Raw genomic sequence first — 21,693 nt, forward strand, 5'->3', positions numbered from 1 at the left:
CACCACCCTATCGAATCGCGCGCCACTCCACTCCGACTTCACGCACTGAATCGCTCACGGATCGCCCGCCGGGGTGTTCTCTTCCGCTCTGCTCCGACCTTGGAGATCGGCTTCGGTTGTCCCGTCTCAACGGAGTTTGACCAGTCTCACCGAAGTTTGATCGCGGCCAGGCTCCGAGTGGAGGCCGGAGCCCCCTACGGGCCCGCGGGGTCGGCGTCCCCGGCTCGCGAGGCGGCCGCCGCCTCCAGCAGGGGCCAGCCGTCGACCTCCACCGCCCGCCGCTCCCCCGGCTGCCACCCGCGGGCCGATGCCGCGTCGAGCAGGGCCTGAACGGCGCCGGGTTCGTGCAGGTTCAGGGAGCCGCCCCGGACGTACCCCACGTCCCCGGAGCCCAGGGGGAACCCGCCCGGGACGTACCGGCCCGGGCCCTCGGTGAAGACGGTGCGCAGCGGGCCGCCGGTGCCGGCCGGCTGCGGGTGCAGCGTGAGGGTCTCACGGCAGTCCGCGGACCGGCCGTCGTCCAGCACGCGGTGGCTGTGGCGCAGCGTCCACAGGTACACGCGCCCGTCGGCGACCAGCCGGCGGGGCTTCTTCGGATTGCGGGGCACGGAGCCGAGGGTACGCGGGCTGATCCACGAGACACCCCTACCGGTGATCCAACTTCGATGAGACGAACAGGACAGTCGTCAAACTTCGGTGAGACCGGTCAAGGTTCGATGAGACCGGTCAAGGTTCGACGAGACAGGTCATCGGTCGACCGCTCTCATGCCGGGCTGGTTGCCCCCTACGCTCCGACGGCGGCGAACGCTTCGGCTGTGACATCCCGCTCGAGCTCGACCAGCTCATGCCCGTAGACACGTGGCGCCGAGACCCGAACGACCAGGCAGAACCGATCGACGGACGGCAGGGTCTTCACCAGCTCCTGATAGTGGTGTTTGAGGAAGTGCACCGCCGCGCGATTCGTGTTCGCCGTCTGGCCGCAGATGAGGAACACCGGACTGCTCGCGCCCCGAGGAGTGAACTTGGCGACGACTGCGTACTCCCGCTCGCCACGCACATACAAGAACTCGCGGCCCCCGACCACGAGCGCAAGCGCGTCGGGGCCATCGCTGAAGGGCCGGAACATGACGCCGGGCAGGTGATGCGCGAGGTGCCCAGCAGAACGCTCGTTGGCATCTGGTCCACCGATGCAGAACTCGGTGCGATTTCCATTGCCGCCACGGATTTCGTTGGCCGCCTCGAAAGTGATCTGTCCGCGCATCTGGTCCACGAGGGCGGCCGTCTCAAGCAAGGCGTAGACATCGTAGTGAGCCGTTACCCAAGGCGAGTCGTGACGATGACTCAAGATGATCAGGCAAGTCTGACCTGGGCTGATACCGAAGAACTCCCCCTGGCGCCGCCATATACGCGCTGACTTGGCACGCTGCCATAACCACACGGACGTGCCACTGATGAGGCTGGTGATCAGTCCGATCAGGATGTTCGCGAGAACCGACGACATCTGCTCCCCCCTTGCCGCTGAGGCTACTGACCACGGGTCCGCCCTCGCCATAGCCCCACCTCGCGCAACCACTGACGCCAGCACTGACGCCAGTATTGACGCCAGCTGCGCGCAGCCCATCGATTCGGCTATGCGCCAAGGAGCCGCTGCCGCTGCCGCTGCCCGGGGTGCTCATCCGGAGAATCCAGGCCGCCATGAGCCTGACCGCCCTCCTCGACCAGGCCCTGGTGCTCTCGCGTGGGAAGCGGCCTTCCGTGCGCGACCGCCAACCTCGACGAGTCACGCCGGAGACGCGGCACCGGTCCGGCCCCCCGGCCGGTCAGAGCACGCCCACCCATATGCATCCGGCCATCGGCTGGCATTGCCAGCCGCGGGTGTCGCGGCAGGCCAGCGGGCCAGGGTCCCCGATGACGGTTCCGCCATGGCCGTACGTCGGCGGGGGGTTGCCCAGAAGGATGCCGGGAGCGCCGGTGTCAGGGTTGGTGTAGGTGCCCAGTTCGTGCAGGTATGGCTCGTAGAAGTTCCACTGGCCGCGTTCGATCGCTGCCCCCTGGACTGGCAAGGTGAGTGGCATGGCTACTCCATGGTCGTTGTGGAGGCGCGGCATGATCCTGCGAGGCGAAGCCACGCAGTTCGTCGTCACCCCCGGGGTCTCGGCAGCGTGACGGGCGAGGTGGGCGACTGGCGTTGCCGCGGCACTACCACTTGCCTCCCCGGCAACGGAGCCGGAGCGCCGGCGACTGGGGAAAGCTGCCAGTGCCGGCGCATGGCGGCCTCAGAGGAACAAGGAGGCCAGGCCCGCAATCAGCGGGAGGATGTTCGGCTCGACGCCCGGGGTGTCACTGTCGGCACCAGCGGGCATGGCTGCCGTCCGGTCGATGGGAGGGGTCTGCTGCGGCATCTGCAACACGGCAGACGTCGGCTGGACCTCGTCTCGGATGGTCTGCTCGTTCACTTGTTCTCCTTCCATCGTAGGCGTGCCGGTGGAAGGAAGAGGGGCCTGCCCCCTCCCTTCCGGATGGCGTGGCGACTACTCCGGGGCGTCGGCGACTGGGACGGACCGAAGTCGCCGACGCACGACGGTTCAGCTAGAAGAGGCTGCCGATGAGGTCGAGAAGCACGTTGTTCGCCTCGACGCCCGGAGTGTCACTGTCGGCACCGGCAGGAATGGCTGCCGTCCGGTCGATGGGAGGGGTCTGCTGCGGCATCTGCAACACGGCAGACGCCGGCTGGACCTCGTCTTGCATGATCTGCTCGTTCATCTCGTGCTCCTTTCACCTTCGCCCTGCCGACGGGGAGGTCCCCCGGCGGCACGTTTTCTTGAGGGCTGGCGGTGCCGGTGAGAGCGGCGCAGCCGCACGAGGGCGGTAGGTGCCGGGTCGGGCATTCCGACTACGGTGTCCGGGCCCCGATGGTCCGACTGCGATGTCCGGGCCCCGATGGTCCGAGACAGACCGCTGTCACTGCACCGGGTTGTCGTTGTCGCCCTCAGGTCTGCTTGGCCCAGATCATCGGGATGCCGCCAGGAAGCTGAGGGCCAGGTCGGTACGGGCCGCTTTCCATCCACGGGAGCGTGTCCCAGAGGTGGGTTGGCAACATGTCGGCCTCGGCGCCCGCGGTGGCGCCGAGCGCGCCCGCGGACATGGCTGCGTTGCGGTTGATCGGGGGTGCTTGCTGGGGCATCTGGAGCGTGGCCGGGCCGGTCACGTCGTCCAGGTTCTGGTCGATCATGGGTCTCCTCCCTTCGCCTCGCCGTCGTGTCACCGGGGAGCCCGCTGGCATGACGGCCTCGAATGGCGCCGGGCTAAGCGACGATCATGGGGGCGTCTGGTCCCCACGGGCGGTCCCAGTCATCCCACAGCCAAGGGAGGACGTCGGCCTCGACGCCCGGGGCATCACTTCCGGCTCCTTGTGGCCGGGCCGCGGTCCGGTTGATCGGGGGTGCTTGCTGGGGCATCTGGAGCGTGGCCGGGCCGGTCACGTCGTCCAGGTTCTGGTCGATCACGGGTGTACTCCTTCCACCTCGCCGTCGTGTCACCGGGAAGCCCGCTGGCATGACGGCCTCGTATGGCGCCGTCTGCGCTGGTTCCTGCTGCCCTGCCCGAGAGGGGTCGGGCACCGTCAGGGTCAAGGACGGACGGTCCGCCGTCGCCGGTGCGTCGAGCGCCTCAGAACCACTGACTCAGGTCGGGAATCGCGCCGACGAGCTGGCTGAGGGAGCTGCCGATCATCTGGTCGACGGTTCCACCCAGAGACCCGAAGAAGTCGAAGTCGAAATTCGCCCCGACCCCCGCCGTGACGCCGAGCGCGCCCGCGGAGGCGGCTGCGTTACGGAGGATCGGGGGTGCTTGCTGGGGCATCTGGAGGGTGGCCGGGCCGGTCATGTCTTCCACCAGGTTCTGGTCGATGGTCATGTCTTCTCCCTGTGCCTTCGTGATGCGAGCCGAGCGGTCTCCGCCTGCACCCGAGGGGCGGGCCGACGTACGCGGTTACCCACCGAAGGCTGGGTTGCCGTGCGTCACGTCGTGATCCCGTGGCGTTGGAGGTAGCACATCTGCCGAGCCGCTCCGGTCAGATTGCCGCAGCCGGAGCCGGAACCTTCCACGCCGCCCGCTGTGCGTTGAGCGGCTGGCGTCGTCCATTCCTCCCGGTACACGGGTGGGGCTTGGACCGGCAGAGTGATCCTGGGCTCGATGCCTGTCGTATCCATGAGTGACCTCCTCGTTCGATGCACGCTCAGGAGCCGATGAACTGGTGGACGGGAGCGAGACTGACGGGCTCGTCGCTGACGTCGAAGGTGTACAGGTAGGACACCCTCGCCCGGCGGTCGTCCTCGGGGTCGAAGAAGTGCAGCGTGACGTCCTGGCAGTCTGAACCGGGTCGGCAGAACGGGCTCTTGGCGACGGTGATGGTGTCCAGGGTGTAGAAGTTGCCGGTCGATCCCGGGACGTGCCGGGCGGACAGGATGCCGTCGCGGATCGAAGCGCTGATGGTGAACGCGTTGGTTCCGGCGGCGTTCAGCGCCCGGTCGGCAGAGCTCTGCCCGAGGTTGCGGAACTGCCAGTAGACCTTGTCGAGGAGCGCGCGGATGGTCGTCCTGAGATCGAGTTCCTTGACCGCGACATCGGGCGACTGCTCCTCGTGGATCGCCTTGACCGCCCTGACCACCTCATTGACGAGCGCAGCCTCGTTCCAGGTGGACAGACTGTCGCTTGCCCTGACCTTGACCACGGGCACTTCCTGCCCGGAGTACAGCCGGGTCGTTCGGCCCGTCAGCTCGCCGGGAATCGACACCCGCGAGACATAGTTCTGGTCGTCCGTAGGCTGGATCTGGCCCAAGATCGCGTCGCGGAAGATTCGGTACACGTGCGACACCGGGGGGTACATGAGCGTCTCAAGGACCTGGGAGAGGCGGTCTGGATCCTCCGCCGTCGTCTTTGCGGCCGTTGCTATTTGTTCGGGCGTCGCTTTCGGGCTGCGGACCAGCGGCTGGTGCCAGTCCATGCCGACCGGCGTCTCGGCCTCCAGCGCGTAGACCGCGGTGGCGTCCATCGTCAGCGTCCAGGTCAGCTTGTCCGACAGCCACGGCTTCTTCGACAGGAAGGCGTAGAGCTGCCGCGGGTCGTAGATGTTGGGCGGCCCTTCGGTCTCCTTGTCGCCCTTCTGCCCCGGTACTGCGGGCATCTGCTGGCGGAAGTAGTCCCGGCGGGCTTCAGTCTGGTAGTCGAACCCGATCGTGCCGATCGCGTAGACCAACTGGCGGCGCGAGCCCTCGCCGTTCCCCCCGCACTGGCAGCCTGACGGTGAGACCCCGCCGCACCCGCAATCCGACGAGGGGCGGACACCTTGCACCGGGGAGTGCCCCGCCGGCGCGGGACCCGAAGGGGCCGCAGAGGCCGGAGTGGAGGGAGCCTCACCTGCGGTGACGGTTCCTCCGGACGCGGTGACGGGTGCGGAAGAGATGTCCATGGCGTTGCTTCCCTCGTTCGGTTCGGGTGGTGTGGCGAGCTGCGAGGGTGCATCGGAGGCATCGGCCTCCGGCTGGGGCGAGGTGGGCTCCGCCTCCTGCGCGATGGTCTGCGCGGGTGGGCGGGCGGCCGGGCCGGCATCAGGGTTTCCGGCCTGCTCGCCTGTGATGTCGGCACTCTCACTGGGGTCTGCGTGCTGGGTGTCCATGGCACTGGCTCCCTCGTTCGGTACGGACTGGGGTATCCGGAGCGACGAGGGTCCGCCGGCGGCGTTGACCCCCGAACCGGAAGTGACGGCCCCGGCGTGCGGCGCTGTTGACCGCACGGGGCGAGGCGGGACCGGAGCTAGGTCAAGATCGATCACGGCGGGGCTCTGGTGCCTGATGAGGCCATGGGCGCCGGCGGCGTTCAGATTGCCGGCCAGGCGCCGGCGGCACTCGGGGGCTTCGCCGGGGGAACACGGGGGCCGCGTCGCGGTCTCGAGAATGGCGCTGCCCGCCGCGATCGGATCCGCATCGCGTCCTTGCCGGAGCTGAGCGGCAACCAGCAGCGCGGCCACACCGGAGACGGCGGGGGTGGCGAAGCTACTACCGGTAAGGGCCATTCGCCCGCCGCCGGGTGCCGCTCCCTCGATGTCCTGCCCCGGTGCCAGAATCCCGTTGGTGCTGTACGCGGCGCCCCAGTTGTTGCTGTCCAGCGGCTTGCCATCGGGCCCTGCCGCTCCCACGGCGAGCACGGACGGCGCCGCGGCGGGGGCCTGCAGGCAGTCGCACCCGTCGTTCCCGACGGCCGCGACGACCAGGACCCCGTTGTCGTCGCAGAGCCGCAGAGCCCGTTCCAGCATGTTCTCGGCGCGACCGTCATCCGTGCGCTCGCCACCGCTGATGTTGATGACGTGCGCGCCCTCTTGCACGGCCCGTTCTATGGCCCGCGCCAAGTCGAGCTGCGGAACCCGCCATTCCTGGGCGTCCCGGAACACCGGGAGGATGAGTCCCCGGCACCGTGGTGCGATGCCCTCCACAGCACTGCCGTGCTGGCCGAAGAGCAGGCTCGCCACATGGGTGCCGTGCAGCGACATCGGTCCCGGACCGGCCGGGTCCTGCACCAGGGTGTCGAGCCGTGTGAGATCGGCACCCGCGAAGCAGGGATGGGAGAGGTCCACCGGTCCGTCGAGAACGGCGATGCACACCTCGGTGTCGCCGAGGAGCTCCTGCTGTGGAGGGATGCCCTGCAGGACCGACCGGATGTGCATCTCAGCTCCTTCGCCTCTCTGTCGCGGCCGTCGTAGCCGACTCGGTACGAGGTTCCCCCGCGCCCGTTCCGAGGGCGTTCCCCACAGCGTTCGAGTGCGTTTCTCTGGCGTCGTTGGTTCATCCTTCATGCGTTCTTGCAGGCCAGAAGGGGTGCGCAGGTACCCGGCAAGGGTGCGCAGCAGGTGCGCTTGGCAGATGCCGGTTGCACAGTGGTGGATGTGTCGTGGAATGGCGCCCGCCTCGAACTTCTGAGGCCCTTCGAGCTCACCTACGCCAGTGACAGGATCTGCCTGCCCCTCGGGGCGCAGCGCCTGCTGGCGTACCTTGCCCTGCACGACGACGGTGCGCACCGGGGGGCGGCGGCCGAGCAGCTGTGGCCCGACTGCACTCCCTACCGGGCGGCCGCGAACCTGCGGTCGGCCCTGTGCCACGGCCGGCGCGTAGGCTCGGCTACTTTGATCGACAGTGTCGACCGGCGCCTTCTGCTGACACCGTCGATACGGGTCGATCTCCATGAGGTCTGGGCTTCAGCCCGTCAGGTCATTGCCGGCCACGGCCCGTTGCCCGTCGGCCGGGACGGCCTGATCGGCGACCTGAGCAGAGAGCTGCTGCCGGGCTGGGCCGAGGACTGGCTGGTCCTGGAGCGGGAGCGCTGGGATCAGACGCGTGTGTACGCCCTTGAGAGCCTCGCCCAGCAGTTCCAGAGTGCGGGCCACTACCTTCCCGCCCTGCAGGCCGCGCTTGCAGCCATGACGGTCGACCCCATCCGGGAGACGGCCCATCGCATCGTCATAGAGGTGCACATAGCCGAAGGCAACCTCGCCAGTGCCGTCAAGCGCTATCAGGACTACCGGGCGTTCCTGCACCGGGAGCTGAGGGTCGCACCGTCGCGGCAGATGACCCAGCTCGTCGAGGACTTGATGCCCACGTAGCTGCGCGACGAGGTCTTAGCTGTGCGACGAGGTCGCGGGCCGGGGGCGGTGGAAGCCCCCGGTGCATACTGCCGAAGGTGCACACAGGGCGTATCGGCGGTGCCTCAGGGCAGCCCCTGCCATTTGGAGCTGATCGGCTTGGGACCTGCGACCACGTCGTCAGCGATCCGGTAGGTCATGTACTCCGAGCCTCGGAAGAAGTACACGTTGCCGTCGACCCATGTGACCGCCCCCGTGAGGTCCGCCGGCCATATGCCCGGCCAGCCCTCGGTGATGGGGAGCGGGTACCCGGGGCCGACCGCCCCGTCCTCTCCGCTCTCGTCGATGTCGTAACGGCTGTACTGGGAGCCCCGGAAGAAGTAGATCTTCTTGCCGCCCGGCCACATCAAGCAGGCATCGATACCGTCCGGGAAGACGCCCCGCCAGCCGGCCGGCGCGGGCGCGTCGATCGCGAGCGGATATCCGGGGGCGACCGCGCTCGACGCCCTGTCGAAGCGCACGTACTCGGAGCCTCGGAAGAAGTAGACGTCCTTGGTGCTCGGCCACTCCACACAGGCGTCTACGCGGTCCGGAAAGACCCCGCTCCACTTGGAGGTGAGGGGCACCGGCCCCAGCTCGGCCTTGCTCAAGGCGATGTCGACCTGGAAGAGGTTCCCGGCGACGAACATATGCGCCTTGCCGTTCTTCACCAGGATGGGAGCCGTGATCACCTTTGCGGCGAGGTGCTCTGTGAAGTACTCGTGATTGTCCGCGTTGCGTATCGCGTCCGGGGGCTTCGTCGATGCGAGGTTACGCGCTCCCGCCTCGCCGTACGCCAGGTCGTCGGTGCTGCAGACAGCATGGCTGAGCTCGTGCACGACCGTGCCGAACTTTGAGTCCGTGCCGGTCGCGGCGGCTGACCAGAAGCCGGAGCAGAGCCAGATCTTCCGTGTGTTCTTGTATGTGTAGGCGTACCAGCCCGGTTGGCAGCCGGTGCCGGTGAGGTCGTAGGTGACGGTCTGTCCCGCGACGACCCCGCTGATGTCGACGTAGTGCTGCTGGACGGTCGCATAGCGCCCCGCGTCATGAGCGCCGAACCACTCCTTGGAGTGCGCATTCGCGACTCCGGCCACCCACATCAGCTGATGCATCGAACTCTCGGAGAACACACCTGCATTCTCGTGAGCTCGGAGAACCGCTTCCCTTTCCGCCAGAGTCCCCCCTATCAGCACTGGTGTGCGAGGAGCCAGCTTCGCCACTGCCAGGCTCGCACTCGGCGCCTGTGGCCCTCCCAGCTCCCGCCGTACCCTTTCCGCCACCGTAATACGGGGCTCGCCCTCACCGACGACCTCAAAGGTCACCGAAATCGGGTCGAGTTGAAATCCGTGGTGCTCTTCGCGTTGTCGCACGAGAGGCGCGCCCGGCTCCACCACGAAGGCGTCGAGGATCCGTGCGTCGAGCGTGACGGTGTACGTTCCTGGCGCCGTGATCGGATAGGCCGTCGTGAGATCGTCCGTTGCGGCCAGAGACTCGCCAGCCCTGATGAGCCGGTAGGAGGACTCCTCGGGTTCACCGCGCTTGACGCACCGCCCGTCATACGGAACTCGCTCCTCGTCGCGGCGCACGGTGAAGTAATGGAAGACCTCCCCGCTCTCGAAGGGGCTGTTCCAGTCCAGCAACCGATAATCGCGATCGCTGACGTTGGTCAGCTCGCAGGTGATCAGCACCGGCTCCGCCAGACGGTAACGTGGCTGCTCGGTCCGCAGGTAAATACGGAAGTCTTCGTTCATCGGGCTTCCTCAATTCGTGTCTTGACCCGCCCAGGGCTGAGGATCGGCTCTCCCCGCAACTCAGTCCCGTCCGGCGCGGGGCACCATGTGTCCACCCTCCTGAGCTTCCGCCTCACCCATCCCATGGGTGTTCTCCGGAACGTTCCCGCCGCGTTTCCCACTCGTCTGCCGGACATCTCGCGCCAACGTCCGCGGCGCGGCCACCGCCCCGTATCGGCTGCTGCATGGGCGCAGGCCGCGCGGACCGGGCGTCGGGTCAAACGTCGGCGGGGGTAGGGAGCTGCTGCGCCGGGCTAGGGGGCCTGTCCGATGGGTCGTGTGACCGACCCAGCATTCACATCGTTCCGGCCGGTATGGGGAGGCTCATGGGCCAGAGGGCATCATCATCGCGGAACGGTGTTGCAGAAGCTTGCCCCAGCTTGCCCCTATCACGAGCCACTCACGCCCTGCACACGCTTCGCCGGCTCATGGCAGGCGCATCAAGCGCCCGGGTTCGCGCCCTGCCTGGTGATGACCACTGGTGTCACTCTGGCGTCGACTTGGGCAGGTAGCCAGACATACGACCGCCGCCGGGTGGTTGTCCCCTGCCTGAGATGAGGGGCAGGCACCATGTCGGAACAGGCCAGAAACTTCACCGGAACGCATTACAGGCAACTTGTCACTCAAGGGCGGAAACTGATCGCGCAGTTCACGAAGGCCCGGTTCGCATGTATGCCGAAAGGCGTACGCCGGGCAGTGGCCAGGCGAGATGACCGGCGCCAGGCGCTGGAGCTCTATGGCCAGGATTTCAGGTCCGGGTCACACCGAGCCGGGCGGCCGCGGGCCGGGCGGCGGCGCCTGGCAATCATTGCGGTCGGTGTACTGGCAGGCGGGTTTGTACTGGTTCCCGCCGCACCGGCCTGGGCTGCGAGCAGCAGCTGCACGGTGAACGGCATGCTGGTCACGGGGACCACCATCAACGGCACGCCTGGCAATGACGTCATCACCTGCCGGGCCGGGGTCGGCGGAGAGACCGCGGTCAATACCGGGACCACGGTCAACGGTCTGGGCGGCATCGACACCATCACGGTCATCGGGACCAACGGCGCGGCCGGCGTCAACGGCGGGACGGGCAACTCCGGGACCATCGATGGCGGGGACGGAAACGACACCATCGCGGTGACCGGAGGGATCGGCGGCGCCAACCCCGGCGGCCCCAGCGGCCGCGCCGGCGTGGGTGGTGTCGGCAACGGCGGCACCATCAAAGGCGGGACCGGCGATGACAAGGTCCTCTCCACCGGCGGCGTCGGCGGCAGCGGCGTGACCACCGGCAACAGCCCTGGCACCGGCGGTCGGGGCAACAGCGGCACCATCACCGGCGACGAGGGAACAGATGCCCTCACCGCCATCGGTGGTGTCGGCGGAGTCTCCACCACGACCGGTGGGGGAGGCGGGCTCGGCAGCAGCGGGACCGTCAGCGGCGGCGCGGGCATTGACACCATCACCGCAGACGGAGGAGCCGGGGGCGCCACCACCGGCCCCACCAATGCCACCGGCGGCAGCGGCGGGCTCGGTAACGGCGGTACCGTCCACGGCGACGCCGGCAGCGACATCATCAAGGTGAATGGTGGTGACGGCAGCTCCCCCTTCGCCACCGTCGGTGTCGCCGGGGGCGGCGGCCGGGCCAACGCCGGTTCCGTCTTCGGTGACGCTGACAGCAACGCCATCACCGTGCTGGGTGGTGATGGCGGCAATTCCACCTTCACTGGAGGGACCGGCGGGGACGGCAACAGTGACGGCAAGATCACTGCCGAAGCGGGCATCGACACCATCATCGTGGGCGGCGGCAACGGTGGCGGCGCCAGCGCCGGGGGCTTTGGAGGGATCGGCAACACTCCAAAGGGCACGATCGACAGCGGTAACGGCGCCGACACCATCAAGGTCAGCGGAGGAAACGGCGGCCCGGCGACGACCAGCAGAGGCGGCAATGGCGGGGGCGCCAACAAAGGCTCCATCACCACCGACGGCAACGCCGACATCCTCATCGCGGTGACCGGCGGCAAGGGCGGCGACACCAACAGCCGGGCCCTGGCCAGCTTCGGCGGCAACGCCAACGCCGGCACCACCGCCCGCGCCGCCACAATCAACGGCGCCCGAGGAAACGACCAGATCACCACCACAGGCGGAGCCGGGGGAACCAACGCTGCCGGCGATGTCGGCAGCGGCGGGGCCGGCAACGGCTACGAGCTCGAAGGGCAATCCGGCGTCATCAACGGCGGGCCCGGCGACGACAAGATCAGCGTCAACGGCGGTCCCAGCCATGACACGGAGCGCGGTCACGGCAACGACGCCAACGGCACCATCGACGGCGGCACCGAAGCCGAAACCCTCGGTGACACCTGCACCATCACCCCCGACAACCACGGCACCAGAACCAACTGTGAGCTGTCATAACCGCAAAGTCAGGCACATGCCCTGAGGACAGTCCGGCAGGTCACGAGCGAAGCCAGAGGCGAACCGAACGTCCCGTCGCCCCGCCCCGCCGTCACGCCCGAGCCACCGCCGTCACCTCGGCAATCGTCCTCGTCGCCGCAGGCGGAGTCGTAGCCACCTGGATCACTCCCGTCGCCGTCGACGCCACCAGCCTCCAATTCACCGGAGACAAGGAACAGGCCGCGGCCCACCGAGCGATACGCCAAGCCTTCGGCGACCGCTACAAGATCAGCAACGTACAGCTGCAAGCAGGCGTCGACGACAGCCCCGACACCCTGCTCATCGCCCTCGACGACGGCTTCGCCGAACTCACCTGGCCCGACGCCTCACAACTCCACGTCAGCCTCGAAAGCTCCAGCAAGACCACCTCGTCCAGCTACCCCATCCCAGGCATCACCCAAAAGCCCGTCAGCGAGAAGGACGCGCTCCCCCTCGCACGCCGCTACGCCCAAGAGCACTACCCACGTGAGCTACGTGAGCTACGTGGATCCGAGCCGCGTGTCCACCCCGTAGGGGACCGAGCCGAGCTCGGATGGATCGTGAGCTGGCGGCGGCGCAACGGTGACGGCGCCCTGATGCCCATGCGCCTGGACGTTCAGATCAACACAGCCGGCCGAGTCTCCCAGCTCCTTGTCCGTACTGAGGAAGACCCACACGACCTGCCCGCGCTGACCATCGACAAGAAGACGGCCCAGCGCACAGCTCTCAAGGCCCTGCAACAGCCCAAGGGTCACAAAGTGCGCATCGCCGACAGCGAACTGCTGGCCGTCCAGCGCGCGGGCAGGTGGCGGGCTCAATGGCTGACCGGCTTTGAGACCGACGACAAGAACGTGGTACTCGATCCCGTCTACGTCGATGCGAACACCGGGAAGGTCGACCCCGCGCGAGCAGGAAAGAAAGACTCGAAAATCCGGAAGAAAACGGCGGCGGCAAAGTGGAGACGACACAGAACTGAACACTCACCGCCACCGGCCGCACGGCCTTCTCCACTAGCACGTGGAACATCCGACCAGCGTCCCGCAGGGCATCAAATGGCCGACTGCCCGGGCGACGGACACCTCGTACCGGGGCACCAGCCATTGCCGCGGTCCTTGGGCATTCGGGGCGGGGTCCGGACAGCGCCAACCGTCGTAAATATCCAGCTGAGGGGGATATCAGCGGCGGCCTACGGGTAAGGCTCCGCCGCTCTGGCCGCTCTGGCTTGAGCCTGACAGCGGTGAAAGGCGGTTGAGGGATCACATGCATGCGGCGATCGGAGATCGGGTCCGGATCAAGGGAAGACTCGTGGGGATGAAGGAGCACGTTGGCGAGATCATCGAGGTGCGCGGTTCTCAGGGCGAGCCGCCGTACCGAGTCAGGTTCGACGACGGACACGAGGCACTGATCTTCCCGGGGCCCGACTGCCTCATCGAGCAGCGCGTACCGGAGGACTACTGAGACTACGGAGGACCACGGAGGACTACGCAGGACTACTGACGTCGTAGTTCTCGTGCGGGGGGGGAGAGAGAGCGGCGGGCAACCACTTCCGCTGGGCCGAAGACTCCCCCGGCAGCGGGCAACAGCTCAGCCGCCAGGGAACGGTAAGCCGCGATGCACTACCGTCCCCCGCCATGGACAAGGACGAGATCACCCTGGTGCACCCGGGCTTCCCGAAGCCCAAGAAGGCGCGGCTGTGGGTGGACGGCGGATGGCTGCGGCGGGAGAGCATAACCGGGGCGGCCGGCACTCCGCGGCGGAGCGGCAAGGACTTCGGCTCGCCGGAGGAGGCCCGGGACGCCTTGGCAAAGGAGGTCAGGAAGCGGATGCACGACGGGTTCGTGCTGCTCCGCGACCCGGCCGAGGCGGCCTTCGGCGAACCGGTCCTGGTCTGCGCCGCGCCGAACCGCTGCTCGTCCGGGGCTCTTGACCTGCACCCTGAGGGGCACACCGTCGTGGTCGGCACCACGCTCAAGGATGCCTACGGCGCCGAGATCCACCTGATCGACGTCAGGACCGGAATCCGGCAGTTGGTCCACGCGGAACCGCCCGGCGCACGGCAGACGTTTCTCCACACCGTCCGCTTCGACGCCGGCGGACGGGGCGTGGTCTACGCCCTCAATGGGCACACCCGGCGCCTGGACCTCGACACGGGGACGTCGCGCACCCTCGCCTCCTACGAGGAGCATCAGAGCGCGGACTTCAATCCGTTCTGCGCGCAGCCCTCGTGGGACCGGGCCCGGCACCGGCTGCTGGTCTTCGATGCCGGGAACCGGGTCCGCGTGCTCGATGCCGACGCCGGGGAACCCCTGCTGGACCTCGACGTTGCAGGGCGCCCCCAATGCCGGGCCGGCGTCCTGTCCCCGTCCGGGCGCCTGCTGGCCCTCGCCTTCGGCGTGCCCGCCGACGACATCGAGGTCTGGGACGTCGACTCCGGCCGGCAGGTGCACCGCCACCGTTTCCCGTTCCCGTTCGACCGCGGTGCGGCCGGCTGCGGCGTGGACTCGCTCGGCTTCGATCCGACGGAGCGGTATCTGATCGCGAACGGAGGCTACGCCGAAGGCCCCTGCTCGATGGCGCTGGATACGGGCAAGCTCGAATGGGCCGTACCGGATCCCCATCGAACGGACCGGTGGGGGACGTGTTACGGATGGGCCCTCTCCCCCGACGGCTCCCGGCTCGCGGTCGGCGACCGCAGCAGGGTCTGCCTGCGCGACGCCGCCACCGGCGCCGAGGCCCCCGTCCAGCCGCCCTTCACGGGAACCGGGCGCACCCACCGCGTGGTGTTCTCGGACACCGGGAGCCTCCTCGCGTGCGGGGGCGACAGCGGCAGCATCGTCGTACTCCGGGCGGGCAGCGGCACCTGGACAACCGACCACGCGTGACATGGACGATGGCGTAGGCGAGGCAGCTCTTGCCCGTTCCCGGCATACCGGTGACCGGTCCCAAGCGGCTCACAGAAGGTGCTGGAGCCACTGGACGAGAAGGGTGACGATGCCACCGCCGGCCGTGTACGTCGCGCCGCGGACGAACTCCTGCCACCAGGGCTGAGCAGCCACCGGACGACGGCCGGTGCCCTGGCCTGCGCGGGTGTGGGGCGGGGTGGGCTGCTCGCTGGACGGGTCGGTCATGGCGGGTCCTCTCGGCTCGGGAGGCGGGCTTGTGGGCGTAGGTCAGGACCGGTCCGGGTTGTCGTAAAAAGGCGCCACCTGAAACCTATTGAGGGCCGGAGCGCGTGTCAGGGTTTGCGGGCTGGGCGAGGCGACCTGGCACTCGGGGCTATCGGACAGGGGATGCGGACGGGCATGGCGGGCAAACCGCACATGCCCACTCGTCCTCGCGTCCTCGCGTCCTCGCGTCCTCGCGTCCTCGCGTCCTCGCCCTGTCAGTGCCCGGCACTACGGTCCACGGCGTGAATCACGATCGACGACCGATACGCCTGCCCCACATGGACGCCGCTCCCGTTCTCCGCACCGACTTCACCGACCTCGCCGGCTGGGCTCGCCTGCTGCAGGCCCTGGAGATGCCCGTCACCTTCGAGGAGGGCTCGCAGGACGTCTGCGACTACGACCGGGCCATCTCGTATGTCACCCCGATCGACAAGGAGAAGTACCGGGGCCTGCTGCCCGAGACGGTGCTCGCCGCCGCCCCCGACACCGGCCACGACCTGCCGTACGACCACGTCTATCTGGCCGACGCGGAGACCTTCGCCTCCGACGATCTGCCGCTGCTCGGCATCGACATCCATGTGGACGACGCGGGCGATGAGCCCTGGCCGCGTGAGGAGCCGTTCCGCGTTCCGGCCCTGCACGTGGCCGGCGTCGAAGTCAACGACAGCATCGCCAACTTGTTCTTCCGCGAATTCCACGACTCCGACTGGTCGGACCTCGACGTGCATGTGGCGGGGCCAGGGACGGCCGTGTACGAGGAGTTCCGCCAGATGGATCAAGAGGACGAGGACGACGACTGACGGGGTGCGAGCCCGGCCACATGGAGACGGTCCCCCTCGATGGCCCGCCGCCCTCCAGGTGGCGGGCCATCCCCACACGCGATGACGTCATGTCTCGGGTTCTGGCACACATTTTGTGATCGGTGACGCTGCGTGGTGAACGGTCGTTGCGTCCGGCCATTGGCTGAGTGTCATGATCGGTCGTATGGGAGCTCTCTTCGGCTACTACGCCGCTGCGGATGACGAAGACGCCGTTCGGGCTGTGGTCCGCGAGGACGGCCAGCTGATGGGGACGGGGTATGACTCGTTCGTCGTGAAAGGCGTCGATCCGGTGGTCGAGCTGCTTCCGGCCGAGGTGCTGGTTACCGGGCGAACTGCCGATGCCGTCGAGGCGGATCCGCGACACGGGCATGTGATCGGGATGACGGGTGACGGAGAAGTCGTCACGCTGTCGCTTACTGATTCCTTTCGTGACTCCCTCGGCCGTTTCGACCGGAAGCAGCTGGGCGAAGTGGCCCGTGGTTGGTCTACGTCGAGCGTTTTCAGCGCTCAGTCGGATCTGAGTGGGCTCACGGGCTTCTTGGCGGATCTCGCTGCTCTTGCAGAGAGGGCACTCGTTCGCGGCCACCGGTTGTACTGCTGGATCAGTGTGTAAGGTCGTCGGCTCGGACCGCCGCGATGCGCGCAATGCGTCGACCTCATAAACCGACGCCTCACCCGCGGAACCACCACGAACTGGCGGTATGCCTGACCTCCGAGTGCGTCAGTCGAGCGCATGGGTCCGCTGACGCGGACCAGGAGAACCGACGCTCAGCCCGTTCTCATCGAGGGCGTTGAAAACGGTTGCCCGGCTCGCCTCGAAGACGAAACTCACGTCAACACTCGCCTGGACCGGATCCTCGCCACTACGGCCGTGCAGCCACACCGGCTCGTAGCCACCGATGCCGAAATCGAACATTGAGTCATCTTGGCAGAGCCGCCCTATGCCAGCTCGACGCAGCCCCAGTGCCAGCCGACCGCCCACTCCTCAAACACCCCGCCAGGACGAAACGCTCTTGCCACCGAATCTCTGACTCACGTCACCGGGACCTGTCTTCCCGATCAGGTCCTGGCGGGCCGGGCCCGGACCTGTAGGCTCCGCGCCCGTGGCCGACATACGACAGACAACCATCGCCTTCAGCGGAATCCTGACGCGGGAGGAGTTCGACGAGGCCGTCGCAGCGATCGGATGGTTCCGGCGCCTGCGGTGGCTCATCGTCGTGGCTGCGGTCCTGATGGCGGCGCTGAGCCTGAGGCCCTTCGCTCACGGCGGCCCGGTCAACTCCGGCCTGCTGATGCTCGCTCTGGTCTACGGTGTGCTCGGCCTGTTCCTGCCGCCGCTGCTCGCCGGCCGCATGTTCCGCAAGGACCAGGCCACTGGGGAGAAACAGGCCGTCGTCGACGATGCCGGCTTCGTCGTCTCCCGCGGCTCCGAGGAGCTCATACGGCTGCCGTGGCGCACCATGTACCGCTCCTATGAGACGGAGCGGGTCTACGTCGTGACCGGCCGCCTCGGCTTGAAGACCAGCCTGCTGATCGTGCCCAAGCGGCTGCTCACCGGGCCCGGCGAGACCGAGCTGATGGGCGCCCTGCTGGAGAACCGGGTCCGCCGCTCCACGAGCCGCAGGACACAAGGCCGCTAGTGACCTGAGTCAGACAGCGTTCAATTGAGTGCTGATCCGGCTCAGTTCAGCTGACCGGCTGTTGTCCGGTGCGAGGGCGGTTGGTGGCGACGCGGCAGGAGCCGGTGCCGGTGCCGGTCTCGGATGTTGCCGCTGCAGGGACGCCGGGCGCACAAGGGGAGATGCCACGGTCAACGGGCCACGGCAAACAGGCTGATGAAGAAGGGGGCCATGGAGAGCAGCAGAATCGCCCCCGCTGCAGCCGCCACGATGAGGACGGCTTTCATCGCGTTCTCTGCGGCCCGATGGTCGCGGGCGGGTCGCATGGGAGCCTGAGGCTCACCCTGGTGTTCAGTCACAGAGTCCATGGTGCTGATCGCGATGGTGGCAGGCCATCCGTAGAGGTACTCAGGTGCGCCAGTTGCCTCCGCGTCGTATCAGGGCCAGGGCATGAAGTTGCACCGGGAGGAGCACTGCCTGGCGCTGGCCGAGACCGGCTGGGAGTGCATCACGGGGCCGACGGCCGTCAGGACGGCGCGGAGCGCCATACCCTTCACAGGTCCTGCGGGTGCCATTCGAAGAGCAGGATGGTGGCGTCGTCCCGCAGGTCGTTGCGCTGGTAGTCGAGGATGGCGTGGATGAGCAGCCGCAGCACCTCGGCCGGGCGCTGGCCGACGGCGGAGGCGCGGATGATGAAGTCCGTGAACCGGTCGAGGCCGAACTCAACGCCGTCCGCGTCGCGCGCGTCGACCACACCGTCGGTGTAGAGCAGGACGCGGTCGCCCGGTTCGAGTGTGGTCTCGTGGACCTGCCGGACGGCTTCGCCGAGTTCCAGGTGCAGGCCGATCGGCGGCTGCGGGGGGCTGTCCAGCGCCCCGTCGAGGACCCGCTCGGCACGGATCAGCAGCGGTGGCGGGTGACCGCAGTTGATCCAGCGCAACTCCCCCGTGTTGGCGTCGAGCCGGCACACCACACCAGTGCAGAAGTGGTCGGGCAGCCACTGGGCGAACGCGCGGTCGACGTTGCCGACGAGGTCGGGCAGGTCGGCGCCGCTGCGGCGGGCGTTCCGCGCGCCGGCCATGGCCACCGAGGTGGTCAGGCCGGAGGCCAGATCGTGGCCCATGGCGTCGAGGATCATGGTGTGCAGCACGTTCTTGACCACCGCGTGGTCGAAGGCGTCGCCGCCGACGTCGTACGCCGGCTCCAGCACCGCGGTCGAGACGCACTGCTTGCTGCCGATGGTGCGGGGCGGCAGGAAAGCCCGCAGCATCTCGGCGGGCAGCTGCATGGTCGCGGTGCGGGTGCGAGCGACGATCCAGTCGCTGTAGGTGCGCTTGGAGGTGACGACCATCGCGAGCAGATCGGCCAGCATCCGGCTGCGGCGCATCCGCGGCCCGTCCAGTGTGGCGGTCCGCACCGCCAGCACCCCCAGCCGCTCCGCGCCGTCGACCAGCGGCACCCACACGACCAGGCCGTTGCCGTTGTCCGTCACCCGCGGGGAGACCGTGCGGTACGCCCAGCCGGCCTGCGAGGCGTCCACCGGCAGCGTTTCCAGGGACTCGTCGAGCGGGACGAGTATCCATTGCTGCAGGTCGACGAGGTAGATCAGCGCTGTGTCCAGGCCGAGGGCCGAGGCGCACCGGTTCGCCAGTGCGGACAAATCCACCGGGAGGACGACCTGCGCCTCGGTGATCAGCTCTTCCAGCAGACGCTCGTCGATGGCGGCGCCGGAATCGCCGGGCGCCTGCGATGGGTCCGGCACGGGATCACCCCTTCCGCACCCAGTCTCACACCGATCACGGCGCCCCTCACCTCAGCCCGAGCACAGCGCCTCTCACCTCAGCGGCGCCCGCTGAGCCAGGCCACGCCGCGTCGACGACCTGGAGGGCCAATGACACTGGCGGCGCGCGGCGCGGCGAGCGTTAACCGCTACACCGCTACGCCGCTACGCCGCTACGCCGCTTTCCGCTTCTGCCCACTCTGCCTGGAGCCAGCGCATCGCCAGCGCGCATCCTGCCTGGAGCCAGCGCCTCGCCAGTGCGTATCGCCAGCGCGCATCGGGCCCCCTCGCGTGGCCTCGTTTTTCCAGTGTGCGCCGACCGCAGAAGTCCGCAACTGCGTAGCCGATATCTAGGGGTATCTAGGGGTACCCAGGCATGTTCGGCCAGGTCAGGGCGATGGCGGCCCGGCCGACGGTCCGGCGGGTGCCGAGCCGTTCACGGTACGGGCGTGCAGGGCCGCGAAGTGGTCGAGGAACAGGCCGTGAACGAACATATAGCCGCCGCCGACCCGGCGGAGCAGGATGCGGTCGCTCGCGTACTGCAGGAACCGCACCCACCTCAGCGGGATGCGGCCCCGTAGCGCCAGCATCATCCGCAGGGTGTAGTGGTGCAGCCAGGCACGTCCTCCGGTGTGCAACGCCGTCAGAACGAACACGGAAGTGCCGCACGTCAGCCCGTCGATCACGCCGAACAGCAACGTCATCCGTGCCCCGAACGCCACTCCGGCCAGGATGCCGACGGCCGTTCCTCCGGGCAGACCGACGGCGACGGCGTTCATCAGGGAGCGGCGCATTCCTTCGTTCGGACTGATGCGGGCATCGCGAAGCTGCGGCGACACCCCACCGACCATCACGTAGAAGGTGATCGGCAAGGCCATGAAGAAGGCCCCGAAGACCACGGTGGTGGTCAGGCCCCACACATGCATGATGGTCCCGACGATGGTCGAGAGCGCAACGCCCCAGGGCAGGGCCGAGCGCAGTTGCCGGCCGGCTTTCTGCCGCAGGGAGTGCATCGACCAGGAGATGGTCTCGGCTGGACGGATCGCACTGTCGAACGCGAAGACGCAGACCAGCGCCCCGATCGCCGCACCCGTGAGCCAGCCCGTCGACATGCCCGCCACATGGACGTCGTTCCCCAAGCCGAAGAGCCTGGCGCCGAGGGCGTTGGCGTGGTCGATCGCGTACCCGCTCGCCAGAGCCATCGCCACCCCGAGGAGAAGAGGGGATAAGCATGCCGTGATGACCCTCAGCAGCGGATTCGACAACCACCCAGGCTGCATCCACTCCACGTGGAACACCGTCTGGTCGTCCCGGCTCATCTGATGCGCGAGCTCACCGAGCCAGCGGACGACGCGTTCGTCGTCGTAGGTACGGCCGGTCGGCCTGCGGCGCAGCGTGTGCTGGATATAGCTGTCGATCAGGTGTGAACGTCGGTCCGCGACCCGGCCTTCGGCCTGCAGTTCCTCTGCGGACAAGCCCCGATAGACCAGGGAGGCCACATTCAGCAGCAGCGGAGAGGACAGCAGTGACAGCAGCTGGTCGTCATGCTCAATAGCCGTGTGTAACCCTGCGAGCTGGGCTCCGGCGCCGGCGAGGTGGTTGCGCACCTGGTTTTGCGTCAGATCACGAATCAGGACCGCCCGGTTCAGGCGGAGCCGCGAGCCGATGGCGTCGTAGTCCGCGACCCGTGAGCAGACGACGATTTGCAGTGGGCCGTTCGCGCCGAGGAATTCATTGATCGCCTTGACGCAGCCATCGCGGCGGTCGGCTCTGACCTCGTCGAGACCGTCCAGAAGGGGCAGGATCATCTCGTCGTGAAGCCACTGCCGGGCCAGTTTTCGCGGAACGGTGTACCGGCTATGCAGCTCGTCCTCAAGCCATTGGTCCAGCGGACTTTCGGACTTCCCCCAGGAAGAGAGTTTGAAGACGACGGGCATCGGCTGTTCGCGATCAGTCTGCGCCCGCTGAAGCAACTCCTCGGCTATCTCAAGCAATAACGTCGTCTTGCCGGACCCGGGCATGCCAAGGATCAGCAGGGAGCCTCCGGACTGGTCGAAGACATCGATGGCGGATGTTCCCGGCGGAAGTGCACGCGGCCGGTGCGGATCGTCGTACACCACGACGTCCCACGGGAGCTGGACCGCGTCCGAGCGGGCCTCCAGCCCCAGCTCAAGCCTCGTCACCACCTCCAGCGACTGGTTCAGGACCCCGTCGATCCAAAAGTCCCGCTGGCGCTGGAGCATCAGTCTCCGGTGCTGCTCCTGAACCGGAGCATCGGGTGCGGGATCATCCTTCGGCTGGATCCATTCCTGCCACACCACGACCCCGACACACAGCACAAACGTGATGCCGAAGGTGGCCAAGGAGAGCGCGGAGTTCTTCACCAGCCAGTCCGGCAGATGATCGGGAACAAGCTCGGTGGCAAGCCCCAA

Annotated in this window: 23 protein-coding genes; 7 read left to right on the forward strand and 16 right to left on the reverse strand. The window is 67.9% G+C overall.

What is annotated here, in order from left to right; genetic code table 11:
- Positions 1–194: 194 nt before the first annotated feature.
- From ACWD6P_RS09070 to ACWD6P_RS09110, 9 genes are all read right to left on the reverse strand, one after another.
- Positions 195–608, reverse strand: a complete 414-nt coding sequence (locus tag ACWD6P_RS09070; protein ID WP_451443382.1) for a hypothetical protein — start codon at positions 606–608, stop codon at positions 195–197.
- A gap of 176 nt (positions 609–784) precedes the next feature.
- Positions 785–1,501, reverse strand: coding sequence for a hypothetical protein (locus ACWD6P_RS09075; RefSeq protein WP_451443383.1), 717 nt, complete (start codon positions 1,499–1,501; stop codon positions 785–787).
- Between the two features lie 319 nt (positions 1,502–1,820).
- On the reverse strand, positions 1,821–2,075 hold the full coding sequence (locus ACWD6P_RS09080) for a hypothetical protein (RefSeq protein WP_451443384.1): 255 nt from the start codon (positions 2,073–2,075) through the stop codon (positions 1,821–1,823).
- A gap of 201 nt (positions 2,076–2,276) precedes the next feature.
- Positions 2,277–2,456: a hypothetical protein gene (locus ACWD6P_RS09085; protein ID WP_451443385.1), complete on the reverse strand. Its 180-nt coding sequence runs from the start codon at positions 2,454–2,456 to the stop codon at positions 2,277–2,279.
- Between the two features lie 133 nt (positions 2,457–2,589).
- The gene (locus tag ACWD6P_RS09090; RefSeq protein ID WP_451443386.1) at positions 2,590–2,763 is read right to left on the reverse strand and encodes a hypothetical protein; all 174 of its coding nucleotides are present in this window, start codon (positions 2,761–2,763) and stop codon (positions 2,590–2,592) included.
- A 226-nt stretch (positions 2,764–2,989) separates the two neighbouring features.
- Positions 2,990–3,232, reverse strand: coding sequence for a hypothetical protein (locus ACWD6P_RS09095; protein WP_451443387.1), 243 nt, complete (start codon positions 3,230–3,232; stop codon positions 2,990–2,992).
- Positions 3,233–3,305: 73 nt separating this feature from the next.
- Positions 3,306–3,506: a hypothetical protein gene (locus ACWD6P_RS09100; protein ID WP_451443388.1), complete on the reverse strand. Its 201-nt coding sequence runs from the start codon at positions 3,504–3,506 to the stop codon at positions 3,306–3,308.
- 163 nt (positions 3,507–3,669) lie between these two features.
- On the reverse strand, positions 3,670–3,915 hold the full coding sequence (locus tag ACWD6P_RS09105) for a hypothetical protein (protein WP_451443389.1): 246 nt from the start codon (positions 3,913–3,915) through the stop codon (positions 3,670–3,672).
- A gap of 322 nt (positions 3,916–4,237) precedes the next feature.
- Positions 4,238–7,072: a cyanobactin maturation protease PatG family protein gene (locus ACWD6P_RS09110; RefSeq protein ID WP_451443390.1), complete on the reverse strand. Its 2,835-nt coding sequence runs from the start codon at positions 7,070–7,072 to the stop codon at positions 4,238–4,240.
- Between the two features lie 105 nt (positions 7,073–7,177).
- Here ACWD6P_RS09110 and ACWD6P_RS09115 point away from each other — a divergent pair, with 105 nt between their 5' ends.
- Complete coding sequence (locus tag ACWD6P_RS09115) at positions 7,178–7,654, forward strand: bacterial transcriptional activator domain-containing protein (protein ID WP_451443391.1); 477 nt, start codon at positions 7,178–7,180, stop codon at positions 7,652–7,654.
- Between the two features lie 104 nt (positions 7,655–7,758).
- On the opposite strand, the gene ACWD6P_RS09120 is transcribed toward ACWD6P_RS09115, so the two are convergent.
- Positions 7,759–9,423, reverse strand: a complete 1,665-nt coding sequence (locus tag ACWD6P_RS09120; protein ID WP_451443392.1) for a M35 family metallo-endopeptidase — start codon at positions 9,421–9,423, stop codon at positions 7,759–7,761.
- Between the two features lie 609 nt (positions 9,424–10,032).
- Here ACWD6P_RS09120 and ACWD6P_RS09125 point away from each other — a divergent pair.
- Positions 10,033–11,856 carry a hypothetical protein gene (locus ACWD6P_RS09125; protein ID WP_451443393.1) on the forward strand — a complete coding sequence of 608 codons (1,824 nt, stop codon included), beginning with the start codon at positions 10,033–10,035 and terminating at the stop codon, positions 11,854–11,856.
- A gap of 518 nt (positions 11,857–12,374) precedes the next feature.
- Here ACWD6P_RS09125 and ACWD6P_RS09130 read toward each other — a convergent pair.
- Positions 12,375–12,854: a hypothetical protein gene (locus ACWD6P_RS09130; protein WP_451443394.1), complete on the reverse strand. Its 480-nt coding sequence runs from the start codon at positions 12,852–12,854 to the stop codon at positions 12,375–12,377.
- A 280-nt stretch (positions 12,855–13,134) separates the two neighbouring features.
- Between ACWD6P_RS09130 and ACWD6P_RS09135 the strand changes: the two genes are divergently transcribed.
- Both ACWD6P_RS09135 and ACWD6P_RS09140 read left to right on the forward strand, forming a co-directional pair.
- The gene (locus tag ACWD6P_RS09135) at positions 13,135–13,332 is read left to right on the forward strand and encodes a DUF1918 domain-containing protein (protein ID WP_451443395.1); all 198 of its coding nucleotides are present in this window, start codon (positions 13,135–13,137) and stop codon (positions 13,330–13,332) included.
- Positions 13,333–13,505: 173 nt separating this feature from the next.
- Positions 13,506–14,756, forward strand: coding sequence for a WD40 repeat domain-containing protein (locus tag ACWD6P_RS09140; protein ID WP_451443396.1), 1,251 nt, complete (start codon positions 13,506–13,508; stop codon positions 14,754–14,756).
- 69 nt (positions 14,757–14,825) lie between these two features.
- On the opposite strand, the gene ACWD6P_RS09145 is transcribed toward ACWD6P_RS09140, so the two are convergent.
- The gene (locus ACWD6P_RS09145; protein WP_451443397.1) at positions 14,826–15,002 is read right to left on the reverse strand and encodes a hypothetical protein; all 177 of its coding nucleotides are present in this window, start codon (positions 15,000–15,002) and stop codon (positions 14,826–14,828) included.
- A 317-nt stretch (positions 15,003–15,319) separates the two neighbouring features.
- Between ACWD6P_RS09145 and ACWD6P_RS09150 the strand changes: the two genes are divergently transcribed.
- A complete protein-coding gene (locus ACWD6P_RS09150; protein ID WP_451443398.1) occupies positions 15,320–15,841 on the forward strand; it encodes a DUF6924 domain-containing protein in 522 nt (173 codons plus the stop codon).
- 184 nt (positions 15,842–16,025) lie between these two features.
- Positions 16,026–16,475, forward strand: a complete 450-nt coding sequence (locus ACWD6P_RS09155) for a hypothetical protein (RefSeq protein ID WP_451443399.1) — start codon at positions 16,026–16,028, stop codon at positions 16,473–16,475.
- Positions 16,476–16,583: 108 nt separating this feature from the next.
- On the opposite strand, the gene ACWD6P_RS09160 is transcribed toward ACWD6P_RS09155, so the two are convergent.
- The gene (locus tag ACWD6P_RS09160; protein WP_451443400.1) at positions 16,584–16,778 is read right to left on the reverse strand and encodes a hypothetical protein; all 195 of its coding nucleotides are present in this window, start codon (positions 16,776–16,778) and stop codon (positions 16,584–16,586) included.
- 187 nt (positions 16,779–16,965) lie between these two features.
- Here ACWD6P_RS09160 and ACWD6P_RS09165 point away from each other — a divergent pair, with 187 nt between their 5' ends.
- Positions 16,966–17,502, forward strand: a complete 537-nt coding sequence (locus ACWD6P_RS09165; protein ID WP_451443401.1) for a YcxB family protein — start codon at positions 16,966–16,968, stop codon at positions 17,500–17,502.
- A gap of 170 nt (positions 17,503–17,672) precedes the next feature.
- On the opposite strand, the gene ACWD6P_RS09170 is transcribed toward ACWD6P_RS09165, so the two are convergent.
- From ACWD6P_RS09170 to ACWD6P_RS09180, 3 genes are all read right to left on the reverse strand, one after another.
- Positions 17,673–17,840, reverse strand: a complete 168-nt coding sequence (locus ACWD6P_RS09170; RefSeq protein WP_451443402.1) for a hypothetical protein — start codon at positions 17,838–17,840, stop codon at positions 17,673–17,675.
- Between the two features lie 194 nt (positions 17,841–18,034).
- A complete protein-coding gene (locus ACWD6P_RS09175; protein WP_451443403.1) occupies positions 18,035–19,243 on the reverse strand; it encodes a PP2C family protein-serine/threonine phosphatase in 1,209 nt (402 codons plus the stop codon).
- A 407-nt stretch (positions 19,244–19,650) separates the two neighbouring features.
- A complete protein-coding gene (locus ACWD6P_RS09180; protein WP_451443404.1) occupies positions 19,651–21,693 on the reverse strand; it encodes an NACHT domain-containing protein in 2,043 nt (680 codons plus the stop codon).

It is taken from the genome of Streptomyces sp. NPDC002446 (genome assembly GCF_053595675.1).